The sequence below is a fragment of the Paenibacillus sp. sgz302148 genome, assembly GCF_056120465.1.
The window spans coordinates 255,926-274,709 of sequence record NZ_JBVYOJ010000011.1 but is presented as its reverse complement, the minus strand read 5'-3'; the positions used below and the strand labels follow the sequence as shown (position 1 = coordinate 274,709).

Annotated in this window: 18 protein-coding genes; 2 read left to right on the top strand and 16 right to left on the bottom strand. The window is 54.0% G+C overall.

Annotated elements, in window-relative coordinates:
• Window positions 1-45 precede the first annotated feature (45 nt).
• Both AC0LWM_RS18395 and AC0LWM_RS18390 read right to left on the bottom strand, forming a co-directional pair.
• Window positions 46-549, bottom strand: a complete 504-nt coding sequence (locus tag AC0LWM_RS18395) for a GNAT family N-acetyltransferase (RefSeq protein WP_474676433.1) — start codon at window positions 547-549, stop codon at window positions 46-48.
• Window positions 550-562: 13 nt separating this feature from the next.
• Window positions 563-895 carry a hypothetical protein gene (locus tag AC0LWM_RS18390; RefSeq protein ID WP_474676432.1) on the bottom strand — a complete coding sequence of 111 codons (333 nt, stop codon included), beginning with the start codon at window positions 893-895 and terminating at the stop codon, window positions 563-565.
• 164 nt (window positions 896-1,059) lie between these two features.
• Between AC0LWM_RS18390 and AC0LWM_RS18385 the strand changes: the two genes are divergently transcribed.
• Window positions 1,060-1,821, top strand: a complete 762-nt coding sequence (locus AC0LWM_RS18385; protein ID WP_474676431.1) for a sulfite exporter TauE/SafE family protein — start codon at window positions 1,060-1,062, stop codon at window positions 1,819-1,821.
• A 263-nt stretch (window positions 1,822-2,084) separates the two neighbouring features.
• Here the strand turns inward: AC0LWM_RS18385 and AC0LWM_RS18380 are convergent, their stop codons facing one another.
• The 3 genes from AC0LWM_RS18380 to hemL all read right to left on the bottom strand — a co-directional run bounded on the left by AC0LWM_RS18380 (window position 2,085) and on the right by hemL (window position 5,946).
• Entirely contained in the window at window positions 2,085-3,422 is a 1,338-nt protein-coding gene (locus AC0LWM_RS18380; RefSeq protein WP_474676452.1) for a LysM peptidoglycan-binding domain-containing protein, read from the bottom strand.
• A 200-nt stretch (window positions 3,423-3,622) separates the two neighbouring features.
• Window positions 3,623-4,555 (bottom strand): RluA family pseudouridine synthase, encoded by a 933-nt coding sequence (locus AC0LWM_RS18375; protein ID WP_474676430.1) that lies wholly within the window; start codon window positions 4,553-4,555, stop codon window positions 3,623-3,625.
• 89 nt (window positions 4,556-4,644) lie between these two features.
• Window positions 4,645-5,946: a glutamate-1-semialdehyde 2,1-aminomutase gene (gene hemL / locus AC0LWM_RS18370; RefSeq protein ID WP_474676429.1), complete on the bottom strand. Its 1,302-nt coding sequence runs from the start codon at window positions 5,944-5,946 to the stop codon at window positions 4,645-4,647.
• 87 nt (window positions 5,947-6,033) lie between these two features.
• On the opposite strand from hemL, the gene AC0LWM_RS18365 reads away from it, so the two are divergent.
• A complete protein-coding gene (locus tag AC0LWM_RS18365; protein ID WP_474676428.1) occupies window positions 6,034-6,696 on the top strand; it encodes a Crp/Fnr family transcriptional regulator in 663 nt (220 codons plus the stop codon).
• Between the two features lie 76 nt (window positions 6,697-6,772).
• On the opposite strand, the gene hemB is transcribed toward AC0LWM_RS18365, so the two are convergent.
• The 11 genes from hemB to lon all read right to left on the bottom strand — a co-directional run bounded on the left by hemB (window position 6,773) and on the right by lon (window position 18,687).
• The gene (gene hemB, locus AC0LWM_RS18360; RefSeq protein ID WP_474676427.1) at window positions 6,773-7,765 is read right to left on the bottom strand and encodes a porphobilinogen synthase; all 993 of its coding nucleotides are present in this window, start codon (window positions 7,763-7,765) and stop codon (window positions 6,773-6,775) included.
• 81 nt (window positions 7,766-7,846) lie between these two features.
• Window positions 7,847-9,400, bottom strand: a complete 1,554-nt coding sequence (gene cobA / locus AC0LWM_RS18355; protein ID WP_474676426.1) for a uroporphyrinogen-III C-methyltransferase — start codon at window positions 9,398-9,400, stop codon at window positions 7,847-7,849.
• Window positions 9,401-9,405: 5 nt separating this feature from the next.
• A complete protein-coding gene (gene hemC, locus AC0LWM_RS18350; protein ID WP_474676425.1) occupies window positions 9,406-10,371 on the bottom strand; it encodes a hydroxymethylbilane synthase in 966 nt (321 codons plus the stop codon).
• Window positions 10,372-10,395: 24 nt separating this feature from the next.
• The gene (locus AC0LWM_RS18345) at window positions 10,396-11,064 is read right to left on the bottom strand and encodes a precorrin-2 dehydrogenase/sirohydrochlorin ferrochelatase family protein (protein WP_474676424.1); all 669 of its coding nucleotides are present in this window, start codon (window positions 11,062-11,064) and stop codon (window positions 10,396-10,398) included.
• Window positions 11,065-11,097: 33 nt separating this feature from the next.
• Window positions 11,098-11,925, bottom strand: coding sequence for a cytochrome C assembly family protein (locus AC0LWM_RS18340; RefSeq protein WP_474676423.1), 828 nt, complete (start codon window positions 11,923-11,925; stop codon window positions 11,098-11,100).
• 33 nt (window positions 11,926-11,958) lie between these two features.
• Window positions 11,959-13,332: a glutamyl-tRNA reductase gene (gene hemA, locus AC0LWM_RS18335; protein WP_474676451.1), complete on the bottom strand. Its 1,374-nt coding sequence runs from the start codon at window positions 13,330-13,332 to the stop codon at window positions 11,959-11,961.
• Window positions 13,333-13,477: 145 nt separating this feature from the next.
• Complete coding sequence (locus AC0LWM_RS18330) at window positions 13,478-14,014, bottom strand: hypothetical protein (protein WP_474676422.1); 537 nt, start codon at window positions 14,012-14,014, stop codon at window positions 13,478-13,480.
• A gap of 160 nt (window positions 14,015-14,174) precedes the next feature.
• Window positions 14,175-14,573 (bottom strand): adenosylmethionine decarboxylase, encoded by a 399-nt coding sequence (speD, locus tag AC0LWM_RS18325; RefSeq protein ID WP_474676421.1) that lies wholly within the window; start codon window positions 14,571-14,573, stop codon window positions 14,175-14,177.
• A 321-nt stretch (window positions 14,574-14,894) separates the two neighbouring features.
• Window positions 14,895-15,485 carry a non-ribosomal peptide synthetase module gene (locus AC0LWM_RS18320; protein ID WP_474676420.1) on the bottom strand — a complete coding sequence of 197 codons (591 nt, stop codon included), beginning with the start codon at window positions 15,483-15,485 and terminating at the stop codon, window positions 14,895-14,897.
• A gap of 168 nt (window positions 15,486-15,653) precedes the next feature.
• Window positions 15,654-16,322, bottom strand: a complete 669-nt coding sequence (gene yihA, locus AC0LWM_RS18315; protein ID WP_474676419.1) for a ribosome biogenesis GTP-binding protein YihA/YsxC — start codon at window positions 16,320-16,322, stop codon at window positions 15,654-15,656.
• Window positions 16,323-16,350: 28 nt separating this feature from the next.
• Window positions 16,351-18,687: an endopeptidase La gene (gene lon / locus AC0LWM_RS18310; protein WP_474676418.1), complete on the bottom strand. Its 2,337-nt coding sequence runs from the start codon at window positions 18,685-18,687 to the stop codon at window positions 16,351-16,353.
• Window positions 18,688-18,784: the final 97 nt, after the last annotated feature.

Sequence of the window (18,784 nt, the reverse complement as noted above, 5' to 3'; positions counted from 1 at the left end):
CCCGCAGCCGGTAGAAGCCCGGAATCCGCCGAATCCAGTTTCGCATCACGTAGCTTCGCCTCCTTCTGCCAAGCCCGTGCACGTTTCCATATAAACGCAAGCAACCGTTCGGGATCCGATTTGCCGCTTCTCGATCGAATACGGAACAAAGCCCAGCTTCGTATAAAACAACAACCCCGCCGTGTTCGTATTATGGCAGCACAAGCGCAGCTTAGGCACCTTCAGCTCGTCTCGCGCGAGCCCGATCATCGTCCGAATCAAATCTGCCGCCGCTCCTTGACCCCGGAATTCCGGGGCTACGATGACATTGCCGAGCCAACACCACCGGCCATCCTCTACATCGTACAAATTGGCAAAACCGGCGACTTGCCCGTCATGTTCATGAACAATGACTGTCGGGTGGAACCGGCTTTCGACATTGCGTTCGATTTGCTCCGGCGTTAACGGAAATGCGGCAGACGGGTACATATAGAACAATTCGGTATCGTTTTGCGGAAAACCGCTGATCCGTTCATAATCTTCGGGTGTTACTGGGCGATGCCAAAACATTTTCGATTCCCCCCTATTCATCGCCATCTCGCCGACTCGGCGGCGGCTCGGAAATTAACGTGATGCCGCACGAAGGGCAAACCGACGCCTGAACCGGAGCCGCATCGCCGCATGCCGGGCATGGCTCAAACCTTTCGATTGCAGCCCCTTTCGATCCGTTTCCCGACGCTCTTCCGCTGTTCTGCTCTTGCAGTTGGACGAGCAGCTTGGTCATGTCGTCCATCTTCCGGTTCATCTTCTTCATCTGTCTAGTCATCTCGGAATTGTCGATCGCAGCTTTAATGATCGAATATAAAATAACTATGCCGACTGCCCATAAAGCAAGTGCCCAAATAATTCCTCCCATGAAACCCGCCTCCCTTTCCACATGGTTCGAGTATACCATAATTTCCAAATTGTTTATCTGTCCTGATCGTCCTTTCATCACCTCTTCGCACGCTGCGACATATCATATCATGTTAAATTATGAGATCGATCAATAGAATTGATAAGTCTAGAGGTGTACGGAACGTGGATATTGGGATTGCATTGATGGGTTTGCTCGTTGGGGTTCTCGTCGGTTTGACCGGCGTCGGCGGAGCGGCGTTGTTGACGCCGATCCTCGTGCTGCTGGGCATTCATCCGAGCGTCGCGGTGGCGACGGATTTATTTTACAACTCGATTACGAAGCTGTTCGGAAGCATTCAGCATGTCAGGCAAAAAACGATTCAAACGAAAATGGTTTTGTATTTGGCGATCGGCAGCGTACCTAGCGCCGTTGCCGCCATCACGCTGCTGCACTTTTACGAGCCGCTTTACAAGCACCAGGAGTCGATCATTAAGCATGCTCTGGGCATCGTCCTGATCGTTGTGGCGTTAGCGACGATCGCCAAGCAGTTTTTCGATAAAATCGGCGCCAACCGATGGCAGGACAAACCGATTGAGGACAAAAAGACGCTGCTGATCGTGATCGGCGCCATCCTTGGCTTCATCGTCGGCCTGACGTCCATCGGTTCGGGTTCGCTCTTCGCGCTGGCAATGATCTATCTGTTCCGGATGAGTGCTTCCGAACTGGTCGGAACCGATATCGCCCACGCATTTTTGCTCGTGACGGCCGCCGCGGCGATCAACGCCATGTTCGGCAATATCGATTATTTACTGGCAAGCAATTTGCTGCTTGGCTCGGTACCCGGCGTTATCGTCGGAAGCAGCTTATCCGCCAGGGTTCCTTCCAAGCCGCTTCGCGTCCTTGTCGCGGCCGTTATTCTGGTCAGCGGAATCAAGCTCATTTAAGCGGACGGAAAAACCGAGATCGCCGGCGTCGTCCCCGGCCTTCCCGGTAGAATGAATCGGTTCATCTCGCTTTTTTGCCATATTTTACGTGAATGCTCGTGAATTCGGCCGTTTTCCGGCCGTTTTTTTGTTAGCGGGGAGCCGCCGCATCGTATAGTGGATGCTGCGGAGCTATTCGCAGGTCTACGGCCTATTGTGCATTGTTATAGCGCATGCCAAAAAAGCCACAACGGCTATTGTGGCTCTTTGTCGGATCATCCCGTTTAGGAACTCGGGATATAAATGACTTGCCCTTCGGATACGCTTTGCTCGGACAGCCGGTTGTAAAGCATGATTTCACGAGGACTCATATTGTAACGGCCTGCGATCGTTTCCAACGTTTCTTCCTTCTGGACGATGCATAACCGGACGGTGCGGAATTTGTTCTCATTGGATAAAGCGCCAAGGAACAAGCTTTTCCATTCCAGTTCATCGCCGGAAGTTCGAGAGTCGGTTTTCTCCGAAACGAGCGGCGTGTTTTCCTTCTTTGACGGCTTCGGCGTTTCCGCAGGTTCTTGTTGTTCTTTGAAGCTGTTATGTAACAAAGAACGAATGCCGACCGGCTGCTGTTCCTCGGCAATCTCCTGATTTTTGCCGGCGAAGGCGATTTTGACCTCTTTTTTCTCTTCAGGCGGAGCGATATCCGGAATCGTGTCGCGGGACGTAATTGGAACCTCGGCAAACGCCGGCATATCTCCATCATCCACCGGATCCTCGTTCACGGGATCGGCCGCGATAGGCTGCCTCTCCACTTCATCATCTTCCTCTTTCAATTCCGGTTCCGATTCCAATTGTTCTACCGCCGCTTCCTCTTGCTCTACATCCTCGCGGATGGATTCATAGGTTTCGTATGCCGGCGTGAATGCCGCATAATTGAATTCCTCAAATGCCGGTTCCGTAATCGAATATTCATTCGATTCCGGCACAATAGCCGAAGCCGGCGTCGAGTTAAAAGATAGTGCGTCGTCCTCCTGCTCGTAAGAGAACGAATCGCTGCTCCTGATCGGCTCAGACGAGAAAGTCTCCCCCAATTGCGGCTCAGTTGAGAAAGTCTCCTCCGATTGCGGCACATCGGACGATTCAGGCTGCCGGAATTCCGGTTGTGTCCAATTGACGGGTTCAAACTGGACGAACTGCTGAAATCCCTCGTCCGCCTGATGAACGGCATAAAACTCTTCGTCGCCCCAACGCCCGGGCGCTTCCGGCGCCTGCGTAGGCAGCATTTCAATGCCGCGCAGCGACAATACGCCCGTTATATTCATACTCCTCGATGAAAGAAGCTCGACGTCAAAATTGTCGATATCGATCGAAATATCCTCCAATCGCGGAATCCGATTCATCGGCAACGTAATTTCAACCGGAATCAGATGCTCCAGCGATTCGTTCGAACGCATTTCCCCTGCACTGGAATAAATGCCGGACAACAGCAGATGACCGCGCAAAACGGCATAATCCCCTTGGGCGACAACCTGGATGCGCGGCACAAGCTCGATTTCATCCAATTCCTCAATTCCTGCTACATGTTCCTGCAAGTGAATGCGTTCATAAATATCAAAGCGCATGCCGTTTGATTGATCGAACACGTTAACATCCTCCCCTCCACAAATCGCAACATCATCCGCATGACAGGCAGATCACGAGATTTCCCACTACTTATTTATATGCCTGGGCGGGGAGAGCATGCCTTATTTTTTGCCGAATCAACAACCGGAATCGCTTTTCTATTTTTTGCTGCGTTATTTTACTGCCATATCACCCTACTCTATGAATGGAGCAGTCGCTGCCCAAGATCGAGCATATCTTGCGGCCAAGGAGCCTGAACGCGAATTGTCTCGTTCTCGAACGGGTGAGGAAAATGAAGCTCCTCTCCATGAAGCGCCTGACGATGGATCAGCTTCGTCGAACCGCCGTATAAAGCGTCGCCGAGCAGAGGATGTCCGCGATGGCTCATATGGACGCGGATTTGATGCGTCCTCCCGGTCTCCAGCCGAAGCCGTACGAGTGCGGCGGATGCGTATTGCTCGATCACCTCGAAGCGGGTAACCGCCGCGTCACCGGCCTTCGAGACGCGGCGCCGATTCGGATGATGGCGGTCTTTGCCGATCGGCTCGCGAATGATGCCCGAACGAGGAGTAACTTTACCGCTTGCGAAAGCGACGTAGATCCGTTCGATCGTCTTCACGCGCATCGCCTCATCCAAGCGCAGGTGAGCGAGCTCGTTTTTGGCATACAATACGGGACCCGACGTATGCTCGTCCAAACGATGGATGTGCCGAACGCGGCAGCGCTGCCCGCTGCATTCATAATAGGATGCGACCGCGTGCGCCAAAGTCCCGCGCTCGCCCGGCGCCGTCGGATGCACTCGCATCCCGGCCGGTTTATTCACGACAAGGCAATAATCGTCCTCGTGCAGAATATCAAGCGGAAACCACTCCGGCTCGAATTCGCCGCTCTCATCCGGGAACAATCGGAGGCGAAGCCGGTCTTTGTCCAAGACCAATCCGCCGGTATGTCGTAATTTGCGGATCAGCTTATCCGGGAAATTCAGCGTTTCGCGTACGTATGCCGCCGCTTCCTCGACTGCTTTGCCCGTATTGTCGGCGCCGGCTGAAACCGGAGTATCGTCCGCAGCGGGTGAAACGCCGACGATTTCCAGCCATTCTCCGACTCTTCTCGTTCGAAGCTTGCCGTTCATTAAATCACTTCCTTCACGGTAATCGCAAACATCGAATAAAGACAAACCAGCCCTGAGCACATCAGCCGGACTGGTTTGAAAGTGGAACGTTATAAACGTTTCAATGCTTCATAATGCGCGGCAATCGTCGCTTCGATATCCTCGTCCGTATGCGCGGCGGAAACGAACATGCCTTCGAACTGCGAAGGCGCCACATTGACGCCGAGGTCAAGCAGATGCCCGAAGTAGCTGCGGAATTTGGCGAGATCGGATTGCTTCGCCGAATCGTAGTTGATGACCTTCTGGTCGGTAAAAAACGGGCAAACCATCGAACCGATCCGATTGATCGTGAAGGCCACGCCAAGCTCCTTCGCATTGCGCTCAAAGCCGGCTTCAAGCTTCGCCCCCTGCTTTTCCAGTTGGGCGTACACTTCAGGCGTGAGCAGCTTCAAGGTCGTATACCCTGCGGCCATCGCAAGCGGATTTCCGGACAATGTGCCGGCTTGATAGATCGGGCCGCTCGGCGCCATTTGCTCCATGATTTCGCGTTTGCCGCCGTATGCGCCAACCGGCAAGCCGCCGCCGATCACTTTGCCCATGCAAGTCAAATCCGGCGTGATGCCGAACAGCCCTTGCGCGGAATGGTAGCCAACGCGGAACCCGGTCATCACCTCGTCGAAAATCAGCAAGCTGCCGTATTGTTTCGTTACGTCGCGCAAGCCTTGCAGGAATCCCGGCAGCGGCGGCACGACGCCCATATTGCCGGCAATCGGCTCAACGATGACGCACGCGATTTCTTCACCGTACCGTTCGAAGGCCAGCTGCACCGACGCCAGATCGTTATAAGGCACCGTAACCGTATTGGAAGCAACGCCTTCCGGTACGCCGGGGCTGTCCGGCAGGCCAAGCGTCGCTACGCCCGATCCTGCTTTGATCAGCAGACTGTCGGCATGGCCGTGGTATGATCCTTCAAATTTTAAAATTTTGCTCCGTTTCGTATAGCCGCGAGCGAGCCGCAGCGCGCTCATCGTCGCTTCCGTGCCGGAGTTGACCATCCGCACGATTTCGACCGACGGCATTCGCTCGCAAACAAGCTTCGCCATCGCCGTCTCCAGCTCCGTCGGCGCGCCGAAGCTCGTTCCGCGTTCCGCCGTCGCTTTCACCGCCTCGATGACCTCGGGGTGCGCATGACCCATAATGAGTGGCCCCCAGGAACCGACATAATCGATAAAGCTGTTGCCGTCGATATCATAGATGCGGGAGCCTTGCCCGCGTTCGACGTAGATCGGAGTCAGGCCGACCGATTTGAAGGCGCGCACCGGGCTGTTCACGCCTCCCGGTATGTATTGCTTCGCCTCGGCGAACGCTTCTTTGGAACGGGAATCCACTCTTTTGTTAACCGTTTCGCTCATCGCGAATCACTCCATTCTACTGAAATCAATTGAAACTTATGGTAAAATGATAGGGTCAAGCATACGAGTAAAGAGGGTGATGACATCATGATCGAATTACTGAGAAAAGTAGATTTATTCGAAAGCCTAAATACGGAACAAATGCAATCGGTGCTAGGGATATCAAACAAAGAAACGTACCCGTCCGGCTTGGTATTGTTTCGGGAAAACGATCCCGGCTCCGCGTTTTTCATCGTTCTGAGCGGCTCCATCAAAATTTACAAAGCGAACCCATCCGGCGAAGAAAAAATATTGTCCGTATTCCGGGCAGGCGAAAGCTTCGGCGAGCTGTCGCTCATCGACGGCAAGCCGCGCTCGGCGACTGCGCAGACGCTCGAGGAAACGACCGTTCTCGTCATTTCCGGCGACGGCTTCATGGAACTGCTTAAATCCAACTTCGACATTACGCAAAGTATTATGGCTGAGCTCTGCCGCAGGCTGCGGGATACGAATCAGCATGTCCACGACTTGACATTTCTAGACGCCAAAACGCGGGTCATCAAAAATTTAATTACGCTTGCGAACCGTCATGGATCGAGGAAGGGCAGCATCATCGCAATCCCGCTCGCCTTGAATTTCGACGAACTGTCCCAGATGGCCGGGGTCGCCAAAAACGTCTTGACCCAAGTGATCCGGGACCTGGAGGAACGGCAAATTTTGCGGCTCACCATGAACGAATTTACGCTTGATTTAACCAAATTGCGAGCTTAAGCGCCGGATCTCCCGGATCCAAGATCCCGCAATTCCCAGAAGGCCGTCCGGCTGCAGCCGGACGGCTTCGTCGCAATTACCCTTTGAGCCAACGTGCTACATCCTTGGCGAAATACGTAATCAATATATCGGCGCCCGCACGCTTCATGCCGACGAGCATCTCCAGCACGATCGCTTTTTCGTCGATCCAGCCTTTTTCCGCCGCCGCCTTCACCAGCGAATATTCGCCGCTTACGTTGTAAGCCGCAACCGGCAGATCAAACTGCTCCTTCAGCGCCCGAATGACGTCCATATAGGCCAAAGCCGGCTTCACCATGAGCATATCCGCGCCTTCGACAACGTCGGATTCCGCTTCGCGCAGCGCTTCCCTAACATTCGCAGGGTCCATTTGATAGGTCTTGCGGTCGCCGAATTGCGGTGCCGAATGCGCCGCTTCGCGGAAAGGACCGTAGAAGGCCGATGCATATTTCACCGAATACGACAAAATCGGCACATGATCGAACCCGGCATCGTCCAGCCCGTCGCGGATCGCATGCACGAACCCGTCCATCATGTTCGACGGCGCGATGATGTCAGCGCCTGCGCGCGCTTGCGAGACGGCAGCGTTCACGAGCAGCGTAAGCGATTCGTCATTGGCGATGATCGCATCGGAGCAGCCTTCAATATGCTGAACAATGCCGCAATGTCCATGACTCATGAACTGGCACAGGCATGTATCGGCGATAATGAGCAGTTCGGGATAATGCTTCTTGATATAACGTGTCGCCACTTGGACGATGCCGTTCTCGTCAATCGCCGAAGTGCCGGCTTCGTCTTTGTGTTCGGGAACCCCGAACAGCAGAATCGCTTGGATGCCCAGCGCTTTGATTTCGGCGAGCTCCTCCTCGAGTTTGTCCATCGAATAATGGTATACGCCCGGCATGGAGCTGATTTCTTCTTTGACCCCGGAGCCATGCGTCACGAAAATCGGATACACGAGGTCATTAACGGTCAGTACCGTTTCGCGCACCAGATTTCGAATGGCTGCGGAACCGCGCAGTCTGCGGTGTCTTGTGATCGGAAATGCCATTGCTGTAACCTCCTGCCATCAGCCTCAAATTGTGTATTTACATTCATATATTATCAAATCAATAACGCCATTAATTCCTGCTTAATGCAGATTTCGTGCGATGCTATGTGCAACCAAGCTTTCGACTAGCGAATCAATCGTCGCTTCCTCGGACACGACGCTAACCTCGAGTCCGGCCTCGGAAGCCGTTTTGGCCGTAACCGGTCCGATGCAGGCAATCTCGATTCCTTGCAGCAGGGCGGCCGGGTCCGTAATGCCGGCGCCTGACAAAATGCGAAGTAAATTCGTTACCGTCGAAGAACTGGTGAACGTAATGATTTGAATTTCGCCGTTTTGCAAATATTCGATCAGTTCGTCGGCATGCTCATTCGTAATGACGGTCTCATATACATCCACTTCCGTGACGCCGAGACCGGCTACCCGCAGCTGATCGGCCAGGTAGGCCCGTGCCAAGTCTCCGCGCGGCAGCAGCACCTGCTGTCCGGAAAGCAGCTCCGGCCGCAGCGCCTCGAACAAGCCTTCCTGCTGGAACTTCGCGGGAAGCGATATGGCCAGCGACAGACCGCGCTCCTGCAGCGCTTCAGCCGTTTTGGGACCCACTGCGGCGATGCGCGCTTTGCTCATGCTGCGAATGTCGAGCCCCAGCTCGCGCAATCGGCGGAAGAAATGTTCGACGCCGTTCGGGCTCGTGAAGACCGTCCAATCGAACTCGCCGAGCCGACGCAATGCTTCATCGCAAGCTGCGATTTCCGCCGGATCGGACGGAGGCTGCGTGCGAATGACGGGGAATTCCAGCGCTTCTCCGCCCAGCTCGTCGATCCGTTCCGCCAGATCGCTCGCTTGCGCCCGCGCGCGAGTAACAAGAACTCTTTTGCCGAACAACGGCATCTTCTCGTACCATTGCAGCTTTTCGCGTTGGCTCACGACATCGCCTACGACGATCACCGCTGGAGGCTGGAAGTTTGCGGCCTTTACCTGCGCCTCGATCGTTTCCAGCGTGCCGACGATCGTCTGCTGCTCGACACGGGTTCCCCAGCGTATTAACGCAACCGGCGTCGTTGCGGGGCGGCCGTGCCGCATCAACTGATCCGCGATATAGCCGATTTTGGCCACGCCCATGAGAAAAATAAGGGTGCCGGTCGCATTCGTAACTTTATCCCAATAGATGTTCTGGTCGAGCTTGTCAGGGCTTTCGTGACCGGTCACGACGGAGAAAGAAGAAGCCTTGTCCCGGTGTGTCACGGGAATGCCCGCATACGTCGGCACCGCGATGGCCGATGTGATGCCAGGGACGATTTCGAACGGAATGCCGTGATCGACGAGCAGCTCCGCTTCTTCGCCGACGCGCCCGAAGATGGACGGGTCGCCGCCCTTTAGGCGGGTGACGATTTTGCCTTCCAAAGCGAGGTCTACGAGCAGCCGATTGATGTCCTCTTGCTTCATCGTATGCCGGTCAGGCAACTTGCCTACGTAGATTTTTTCCGCTCCGGGCTTCATGTGATGCAGCAGCCGCGGGCTGGCCAGCCGGTCATATACGACGACGTCCGCTTTGCGGATGCAGTCCAGCCCCTTCACCGTAATTAATCTCGGGTCCCCGGGCCCCGCGCCCACGAGAAATACTCTCCCTTTCTCCAACCGACTCATCCCCTTAGTTCAGCTAATATCCGGTCGGCTCCCCGGGCTGCGACCTTTGCCGCAACCTGATCTCCCAATGCGATCGGATCGATGCCAATCATCGTTTCCTTCAATAACAGTTTGCCGTCCGGCGACCCGACCATGCCGGTCATTTCGATCAGCGGCCGATCGCCGGCCGCAATGTCGGCCCCTTCGGCAATCGGCTCGGCCAACGTAGCGTAAGCGCCGATCGGCACTTGACAGCCGCCGTTGAGCTTGCCGAGAAACGTCCGCTCCGCTTGCACCGCAAGCTCGGTCGCCCGATGATTCAGCTTGCCGAGCAGGCTCAGCATCTCCTCGTCGTTTGCGCGGCATTGGATGCCGAGCGCGCCTTGCCCGACGGCAGGCAAACATACCGACGCCGGCAAATATTGCGTGATTCTGTCCTTCCAGCCGATTCGGTGAAGACCTGCGGCCGCCAACATGATCGCGTCGAATTCCTCCGATTCGAGCTTCTTCAGCCGCGAATCGATATTGCCGCGGATCGCTTCGAGCTTCAAATCCGGGCGATAATGAGCAAGCTGGCTCGCGCGCCGCAGACTGCTCGTCCCGATGCGCGCCCCTTGGGGCAGCTCGTCCAGCGTAAGGCCCGTGCGCGATATGATGCAATCGCGTGCGTCCACCCGCTCCGGCACGGCGCCGATTACGAGCCCTTCCGGCAGCTCCCAGGGCATATCCTTCATGCTATGTACCGCCATGTCGATTTCGCCGTCAAGCAGCGCCTGCTCGATCTCTTTAACGAACAGCCCTTTGCCCCCTACCTTCGACAAGGTGACGTCCAAAATCCGGTCGCCTTTCGTTACGATTTTTTTCACCGTAAACTCGCACGCGATCCCGTGCTCCATGCACAGCTCCTTCAGCCGGTCGATCACCTGATTCGTCTGTGTCAGCGCGAGCGCGCTTTGTCTTGAGCCTACTACGATTGTACGCATCGTATGACCTCCTGCTCTTCAGCTCTATGGTTGTTGCTTAACTTCGCGAAGCATCGTTTCTACCATCTTTTCTATTCCGCACCGGTTCCATTCATCGAATGTCCGGCCAAACCATAATCGATCCGGCTCCGCCTCGGCGATCAACCGCAGCAGCCGCAGGCGCGTCCGCTCGTCGTCCACCGTCGCCATGACTTGTTCACGAAACTCGTGCAGCACGTCCAAATAACCGGCATACCGCTCGTCGAATTGAAGCTCTAACTTTCGGCGGATCAACTTAGCCGCGGCAGGGCTTGCCCCGCCCGTCGAAACGGCAATCGTCAGCCGTCCGCGCCGGAACGCCGCAGGCACTTGGAACGAGCCCGCCTGCGGACCGCTCGCCGCATTCGCCCAAATCCCCAGCGCATCGGCCTGCTCTGCGATCCGCCGGTTGACTTCTTCCTTGTCGGTCGCCGCAAAAACAAGCGCCGCTCCTTGCAGCTGCGCCGCCTCGTATTCCCCGCGGAGCGCCTTGACGTCACCGCCTGCGATCCACTGCTCGATCGTATCGGTAAACGAAGGGCTAACGACCGTTACCGAAGCTCCACACTCGAGCAGCGAACCGATCTTCCGTTCCGCCACCGCCCCGCCGCCGAAAACGATGCAACGCCTGCCTTCCAGCCGGACCATCATCGGATACAACGGCTTTTCCACCATTCTAACGCCGCCTCCTGCCGCATATCCTCACGATTATTTCCAGATCCACTGATGGAAGCTGGAAAACGAATTCGAAAGGACGAAGTTAATGACGACAAACGCAAATGCCAGCAAGTTCATAAGCGCCAATCGGCGGCCGGTATCTCCCGCGCGTCTTCTGCGGATCAAATAGACGATATAAGCGCCCAACGCGACGAAAGACATGAACACTTTCGGGTCCAGCAGAAACATCCATTTGCCCTCCAGCGATACCGAAACGACGGCAAGCGCAACCGCCATGAACAGCAAGGGCACGCCGCTAATGACGCTCATATAAGAATAGCTTTCAATCTTCTCCAAGCTCGGAAAACGCCGCATCGTCGCCGACCATTGCTTCTCCTTCAATTTGCGATGCAAGAATAGGTACATTCCCGAAAATATCGCGCCGATCGTAAAAAATACGTAGCTGCATACCGCGAGCGCGATATGAATGAACAGCATCTCTCTTGCAATCTCCCAATTATGGAGCGGGCTCGGAGACATCGGATTGCCGAACATATTCAATACGAGCATGGCGAAGCTGACAACATTGACGAAAAACACGAGCAGTTCCACCCGGAAAAACCTGCTGACGACTAGCGACACCGTAACTAGCAGCCATGAGAAAAAAAACATAATTTCAAATAAAGTAAGCACCGGCAAGTAGCGGTGTTGGATCATCCTCACAATAAAAAACAACGTCTGAAGCACCCAGACGAAAATAAGCAGCCCTGTACCTATCCGCTTTGCACTCCGATTGGTTCCGGCAAAATCAGAGAAGTAAAACAGCAGGCTCAGGGCGTATATATAAATAATCGCGTCATATATCCAATTGTTCGTCATAGGGCGCCTCCTTGTCGTAGAGAAGGTTTGCCTTTAAGGCGCCGCAGGTACAAACGACATTGTGGCCGCGTTCGCATGCGCTCCGGCTTTGGCCGAATTCTCCGTCGCAGGAAGCGACTTCAGCTTGTCCTGCCGTTCCAACATCTCTTCCAGAGCAAAAATTTTCGAAAACATCGCGAGGGATTCGTCGCCGCGTTTTTCGCCGGCCATTTCCTTCACCCGCTCGATCGGATCGTGCATCATTTGATTCACGATGCTTTTCGTCAGCTTGCGGATCACTTTGCGTTCGCGCTCGTCCAGGTCGGGCAGCTTCTTGAACAAGCTGTCCATCGTTTCCTGATGAATGGCATCCGATTTTTCTTGCAGCGCGCGAATTACCGGTCCTACGCCAAGCGTTTTGTACCAATGACGGAATGCCGAGATTTCGCGGCCGATCATAACTTCGATTTTTTCCGCTTCCTTACGGCGCAGCTCGAGGTTACTCTCCACGATACCTTCCAAATCGTCGATATCATAGAGGAATACGTTCTGTACGTCACCGATCGACGGATCCAAATCCCGCGGCACGGCAATGTCGATCATGAACAACGGGCGCGCTTTGCGCTTGCGCATCGCCGTTTCGACTTGCGCCTTGCGAAGCACATATCCGTCCGCTCCCGTCGAGCTGATGACGATATCGACCTCGGCGAGCCGCTGCTCCGCTTGTTCCAACGAGCAAGCCGTACCGGAAAATTGCTTCGCCAATTGCTCCGCCCGGGCAATGGTCCGGTTGACGACGATAACCTCGTCTGCACCGTTCGAGTATAGATGCTTCCCGGTCAGCTCGCTCATTTTGCCGGCCCCGATAATCATAACCTTCTTGCTGCTGAAATTTCCGAATATCCGTTTGCCAAGCTCCACCGCGGCATAGCTGACGGAAACTGCCGCTTCGCCGATCGACGTTTCGGCATGCGCCTTCTTCGCCATCGTGACGGCTTGCTTGAACAACATGTTGAACAGTGTGCCTGTCGCCTTATATTGCTGGGCTGCCAGAAAAGCATCCTTTACCTGGCCCAAAATTTGCGTTTCGCCGATGACCATCGAATCGAGTCCGCTCGCAACGCGGAACAAATGCTCCATCGCCTCGTCGTCCTCGTAAATGTACATATGATTCGTGAATTCCTGGCGAGGCACCTTGAACCACGATTCCATAAAGCTGCGGATAAAATGTCCGCACAAGTGCAAACGGTCGACGACCGCATAAATTTCCGTCCTGTTGCAGGTTGCAACAATGACACATTCCAATATGCTCTTGGTGTCCTTCAACTGCCGCAGCGCAGCCGGCAAATCCTGCTCGGCGAAAGCGAATTTCTCCCTCACCTCAACCGGGGCCGTGCGATAGTTTAATCCAACGACGACAATGTGCATGTGCTTCACCTGCCTTCCTTCCGTTTCATGCCTAGATCAACACCCATTATACCATAGTTCGACAAGCCATTCAGAAATAAAAATTGAAAAAATTATGACTCTATTTTTCACGACTTTGGACAGCGTTATACGGTATGCATTCGAATCATTGCAAAATATTGCCGCGCAGCAGCTCCGTAATTTCCGTGTCTAGCTTGCCGACTTCGCTGTTCTCGGACGCAATGACCGAACCTCCGCTGCTTAGCAGCTTGCCGTAAGCGCCGTCCATCGCCTGAAACAACTCCTTGACCGCCGCCAGCGTCGCAGACTCCTGTTCCTTAAGCGGCCTGTTGCCGCCGATCTGCAAGCCGGAAACGTAGCTGACTAGCGCAGGCAGAGACTCCAGCGCGGCAAGCCTGTCGCTTCCGAGCACCGAAACAAGCCGGGTATGCGTATAATCCGCCATATAGGCGGTCAGCTTGATGGCATCCAGCGCGGTCGTTTCGTGCAGCTTAGCCGAATCGTTCAGAAAGCTGCTTAGCAAGCCCATCTGAAAATTCGACACTTCGTACAATTCCCGCGTGCTGTCCTGCTTGGCCGGTCCTCCAACCACATAACCGTATAGCTGGTACGCCGGCCACCCGATAACAACGATCATAACCAGAATAAGCAGCCACCTGCTCCCAGGCTTCGTGCGGCTCATTGCCGTTCCCCCTTTGCATGCAACCTGCGAGGCGCCTTTTGCCGGCACCTTCGTCCCAATTACATTGTATGGGGAACGGATATAACAAATAACCACGGAGCCGCAGGGCTCCATGGTTATACTTTGAATTCGATATCGTTTCTGTTCTCGGCTTCTGTAATTAAACAAGCTCGGCTTGCTTAATTACCGGCGTTTCTACAGTCATTTCGCCCACACCGCGAATCAGCTTTTTCGCATGCGTCGTTTTCGGTTTCAGCACGGATACCAGATAGTCGATGGCGAGTTGCGGATCGACAGTTTCACCGCAAGTATAGCAGTCGATCGCGGCGAACCCTTTCTCAGGATACGTATGGATGGAGAGATGGCTTTCCGATAGCAGTACTAATACGGTCGCTCCTTGAGGCTCAAATTGTTTCGATTGTACTGACAAAACTGAGGCTCCACATGCTTCTGCAGCTTCAACCATTTGTGATTGCAACCATTCCGCGCTGTTCAGCTTCTCGAATTCGACTCCCCAAGTATCAACAGCAACGTGTCTTCCGAAAGTTGAGTATTCCATCTTTCGGTTCCCCCTTCCTAGGAATAAAATGATAAACAAATTTCATCCGCTAGGACCTACGTCATTCACTTCTCGAGGGAATAATCTCTCGCAACATTCAATGTCCTGAGTGAATCCTGGTTCCTATATTGTTTTCAACGAAAATAAAAATAACATCTATTGCGAAGAAAAGCAACAACTTTTTTTCACAACAGCCTAATCGTGCCTAACGTCCGGCTCCAATATTCAAAATATGGCGGACGGGCGCGGATTGTGCGTCTCTACAAAAATAAAAAAGAAATCCGGCATGCTCATGGTTGAGATGCCGGACTGGGTTATGACTTATGCTTCGAGCACGAACAATTGATGCGTCCAATGCTTCAATTTGGCGTCGATCTCGCGAATCGCCTCCGGATCCCGGGTTCGATTGCGCATATCAAGCAGTTCATTAATGTGATGCTGAGCCGATACAATTTCCGCTTCGATCTGTCTTTTCTTGAACAATTGTTCCAATTGACCGAGGGTATCCTTGTATTCGTAAATCAGCTTTTCGCAGCCGTCGCCGCGGGATTCGATGATTCGTACGACGGAGCCTTTGACATAATGGTATACCATGGTGTAACTCGAGTAGATTCGATTGACAACCGCATCGCCTTTATAAGTTGCCACAATGTTGCGCATCACATTGACGAGCTTCGGATTCAACAAGCGACACGAGCCTTCAAGAATGTAACGATTGCCTCTCCGTTCGAACGAAAATGCGATTTCGTCTCCCGATGCGTCCTCCAATACAACTTCCTGATTGCCGTTCTCCATTACTTTCACGTTCAGGTGCACTTGATGTTCCGCAAACGACTGCACAAACGCCAACAATTCGGCTTCCGATAACTGCAGGCAGGTTTTGACATATTCCGTCGCTAACCGCTGAGCCATAAAAATCTCCTCAATTCTTTGTACCCGTATACCTTACCTGCTTATATTATACGATAAAAGAACTCATTATGCCTGCAAGCTTTTTGCGATATTTTCGCAAATTTCATAAAAAAACGCTTTTAGCCGGAAGCAGATGAACAAATTACATAAAATGCTCACTTTTCTTTGCTAACTGTTAAGGTTCCCTGTGGTGTCCGACGGTTTGTGCACATGCCCCTCGCTCGCCGTATCTTCGATTTGCTCCGTTTTTCCGGTTCCTGCGTAGGCATTAATCACTTCCCACAGCTCGTCTCTCCCGATTCCTTCCTCCGACGAGAACATGACGAACGGATCGTTCTTGTCCGCCTGGAGTTCCTCGCGAATGACTTTCAGATGCTTCTGCCATTTGCTGCGCGGAATTTTATCCGCTTTGGTGGCGACGATGCATACGTTCGCTTCGTAATGCTTCAGCCATTCGTACATGGCGATGTCATCCTTGGAAGGCGAATGCCGGATATCGATGACGAGCAGCACGAGCTTAAGAAGTTCCCGTTCGAGCAAATATCGTTCGATCATTTGGCCCCACGCTTTGCGCTGCGTTTGCGAAACTTTGGCATAGCCGTAACCGGGAAAGTCGACAAGGTAAAGCTCGTCGTTGACGCGGTAATAGTTGAGCTGCTGCGTTTTCCCGGGTGTGGAGCTTGTCCGCGCCAAATTTTTGCGGTTCAGCATTCGATTGATGAGCGATGACTTGCCGACATTGGAACGCCCTGCCAGAGAAATCTCCGGCAAGGCATCCTCAGGGTATTGATCGGGTCGAACCGCGCTTATTACAAATTCAGCCTGTTTGATTTTCATGCGATGTTATCCTTATACCTTCAAATTTTTACACTACGGTAGCGGGTGCCACCAGCGCATGCCGCAGCACTTCGTCTATATGGCCGACCAGCTCGATCGTCAGGTCGCCCCGGACGCTGTCCGGGATATCGCGAATATCCTTCTCGTTGTCCTTCGGAATGAGAATTTTGCGAATGCCCGCGCGATGCGCGGCTAGCGATTTTTCCTTCAGACCGCCGATCGGCAATACGCGTCCGCGAAGCGTAATTTCGCCGGTCATCGCGACTTCCTTGGACACCGGCTTGCCCGTTAACGCCGATACGAGCGCGGTTGCCATCGTAATGCCGGCCGAAGGGCCGTCTTTTGGTATCGCGCCCTCCGGAATATGAATGTGAATGTCGTTTTTCTCATGAAAATCGGGTGCGATATTCAGCTCGCTCGCTTTGGAGCGCGTGTAGCTGAACGCCGCCTGCGCCGACTCCTTCATGACGTCGCCGAGCTGACCGGTAAGCGTAAGCTTGCCGTTGCCCGGCATAACGGTTACTTCGATGACGAGCGTATCGCCGCCGACCTCCGTCCAGGCGAGGCCCGTAACGGCGCCGACCTGATCTTCCCGCTCCGCGGTACCGTATCGGAATTTGGCCATGCCGAGATACTGCTTCAGCATCACATCGTCGATGACCACGCCTTCCGCACGCCCTGCCACAACTTCTTTGGCCGCTTTCCGACACAAAGCGGCGACCTGCTGCTCCAAATTGCGCACGCCGGATTCCCGGGTATATTCCCGAATCAGCTGAAGCAGCGTCCCGTCGTCGATGATGAGCTGATCGTCCTGTAAGCCGTGCTCCTTGCGCTGTTTCGGAAGCAAATAGTTTTTGGCGATTTGCTGCTTCTCCAGCTCCGTATACCCCGGTAGATATAGCAGTTCCATCCGGTCAAGCAGCGGGCGCGGAATGTTGTGCGCGGCGTTCGCCGTCGTGATGAACATGACATTCGACAGATCGAACGGCAGATCGATATAATGATCGCTAAAAGTGCTGTTTTGCTCCGGATCAAGAACTTCAAGCAGCGCGGATGCCGGGTCGCCCCGGAAGTCCATCGCCATCTTGTCGATTTCGTCCAGCAGGAAAACCGGATTGCACGTGCCGGCATTTTTCAATCCCTGAATAATACGGCCGGGCATCGCGCCGACATACGTGCGGCGATGGCCGCGAATTTCCGCTTCGTCACGTACGCCCCCAAGCGAGATTCGCACGAACTTGCGGCCGAGCGAGCGGGCGATCGAGCGCGCTAACGACGTTTTGCCGACGCCCGGAGGTCCGACGAGACAAAGAATCGGCCCCTTCATCGATTGAACGAGCTTCTGCACGGCCAAATATTCCAGCACGCGCTCCTTCGGTTTTTCCAAACCGAAATGATCCTCGTTCAGGACCGCCTCCGCCTTCGCGATATCGTGATCGTCTTCCGTTTGCTTGAACCAAGGCAGTCCGAGCAGCCAATCGACGTAGTTGCGGATGACCGCGCCTTCGGCGGAAGCGGCAGGCATTTTCTCCAGCCTGTCGATTTCCTTCTCGATTCGCTCCCGCACCTTCTCAGGCACTTCAAGCTGCTCCAGCTGGGAACGGAGCTCCTCGGCTTCGCCGGCGCGGCCTTCCTTCTCGCCTAACTCCTTTTGGATCGCCTTCATCTGTTCGCGCAAATAATATTCCTTTTGCGTTTTTTCCATCTGTTTCTTGACGCGTTGGCTGATTTTGCGCTCGAGCTCCAGAACTTCGCGTTCATTGTTCAAAATATCGAGAAGCTTTTCCAGCCTTGCTCGCACATCAACGGTTTCGAGAATTTCTTGCTTGTCTTTGATCTTGAGCGACAGATGGCTCGTGATAACGTCGGCCAGCCGTCCCGGCTCGGCAATGTCGGAAACGGCGGCAAGCGTCTCCGGCGTCACCTTCTTCGACAGGTTGATGTAATGCTCGAATTGGCTCAACACCGTGCGCATGAGCGCGTCCATCTCGGAGTCGCTTGTTTCTTGTTCGGGCAAGTCTCTTGCCATGACCTCGTAAAATTCGTCGTTCGGTAGAAAATCGACGATTTCCGCCCGTGTAACGCCTTCGACAAGCACCCGAATCGTTCCGTTCGGCAGCTTAAGCATTTGGCGTACGCGCGCGACGGTACCGACGCGGTAAATATCTTGCTGCGTCGGTTCCTCGATATTTATTTCAGATTGAGAACAGAGCAATATCAAGTTGTCCTCGACCATTGCCTTTTCCAAAGCCCGAACGGACTTATCCCGGCCGACGTCCAGATGCAGCACCATGCTGGGATAAACGAGCAGTCCTCTGAGCGGCAGCAGCGGCAAACGGCGGCCTTTCGCCTTACTAGGCCCCATTCTCAAGCACCTCCTTCTTATCGTCCGACAACATCTCGGATCTTAGATGATCTACTCATTTTACCAAATGTTGAATGGAAACTCCAATTCGCCGGCG

Coding starts and splice junctions, on each gene's coding strand:
- AC0LWM_RS18380 (WP_474676452.1), bottom strand. CDS start 3,422: ATGCGCTTTGATATTTATGAACGCATTCACTTGCAGGAACATGTAGCA.
- AC0LWM_RS18340 (WP_474676423.1), bottom strand. CDS start 11,925: ATGACGAACAATTGGATATATGACGCGATTATTTATATATACGCCCTG.
- lon (WP_474676418.1), bottom strand. CDS start 18,687: ATGGGGCCTAGTAAGGCGAAAGGCCGCCGTTTGCCGCTGCTGCCGCTC.
- hemC (WP_474676425.1), bottom strand. CDS start 10,371: ATGCGTACAATCGTAGTAGGCTCAAGACAAAGCGCGCTCGCGCTGACA.
- hemA (WP_474676451.1), bottom strand. CDS start 13,332: ATGCACATTGTCGTCGTTGGATTAAACTATCGCACGGCCCCGGTTGAG.
- AC0LWM_RS18390 (WP_474676432.1), bottom strand. CDS start 895: ATGGGAGGAATTATTTGGGCACTTGCTTTATGGGCAGTCGGCATAGTT.
- AC0LWM_RS18375 (WP_474676430.1), bottom strand. CDS start 4,555: ATGAACGGCAAGCTTCGAACGAGAAGAGTCGGAGAATGGCTGGAAATC.
- hemB (WP_474676427.1), bottom strand. CDS start 7,765: ATGGCATTTCCGATCACAAGACACCGCAGACTGCGCGGTTCCGCAGCC.
- speD (WP_474676421.1), bottom strand. CDS start 14,573: ATGGAATACTCAACTTTCGGAAGACACGTTGCTGTTGATACTTGGGGA.
- AC0LWM_RS18395 (WP_474676433.1), bottom strand. CDS start 549: ATGTTTTGGCATCGCCCAGTAACACCCGAAGATTATGAACGGATCAGC.
- AC0LWM_RS18320 (WP_474676420.1), bottom strand. CDS start 15,485: ATGGCTCAGCGGTTAGCGACGGAATATGTCAAAACCTGCCTGCAGTTA.
- hemL (WP_474676429.1), bottom strand. CDS start 5,946: ATGAGCGAAACGGTTAACAAAAGAGTGGATTCCCGTTCCAAAGAAGCG.
- AC0LWM_RS18365 (WP_474676428.1), top strand. CDS start 6,034: ATGATCGAATTACTGAGAAAAGTAGATTTATTCGAAAGCCTAAATACG.
- AC0LWM_RS18345 (WP_474676424.1), bottom strand. CDS start 11,064: ATGGTGGAAAAGCCGTTGTATCCGATGATGGTCCGGCTGGAAGGCAGG.
- yihA (WP_474676419.1), bottom strand. CDS start 16,322: ATGAAAATCAAACAGGCTGAATTTGTAATAAGCGCGGTTCGACCCGAT.
- AC0LWM_RS18330 (WP_474676422.1), bottom strand. CDS start 14,014: ATGAGCCGCACGAAGCCTGGGAGCAGGTGGCTGCTTATTCTGGTTATG.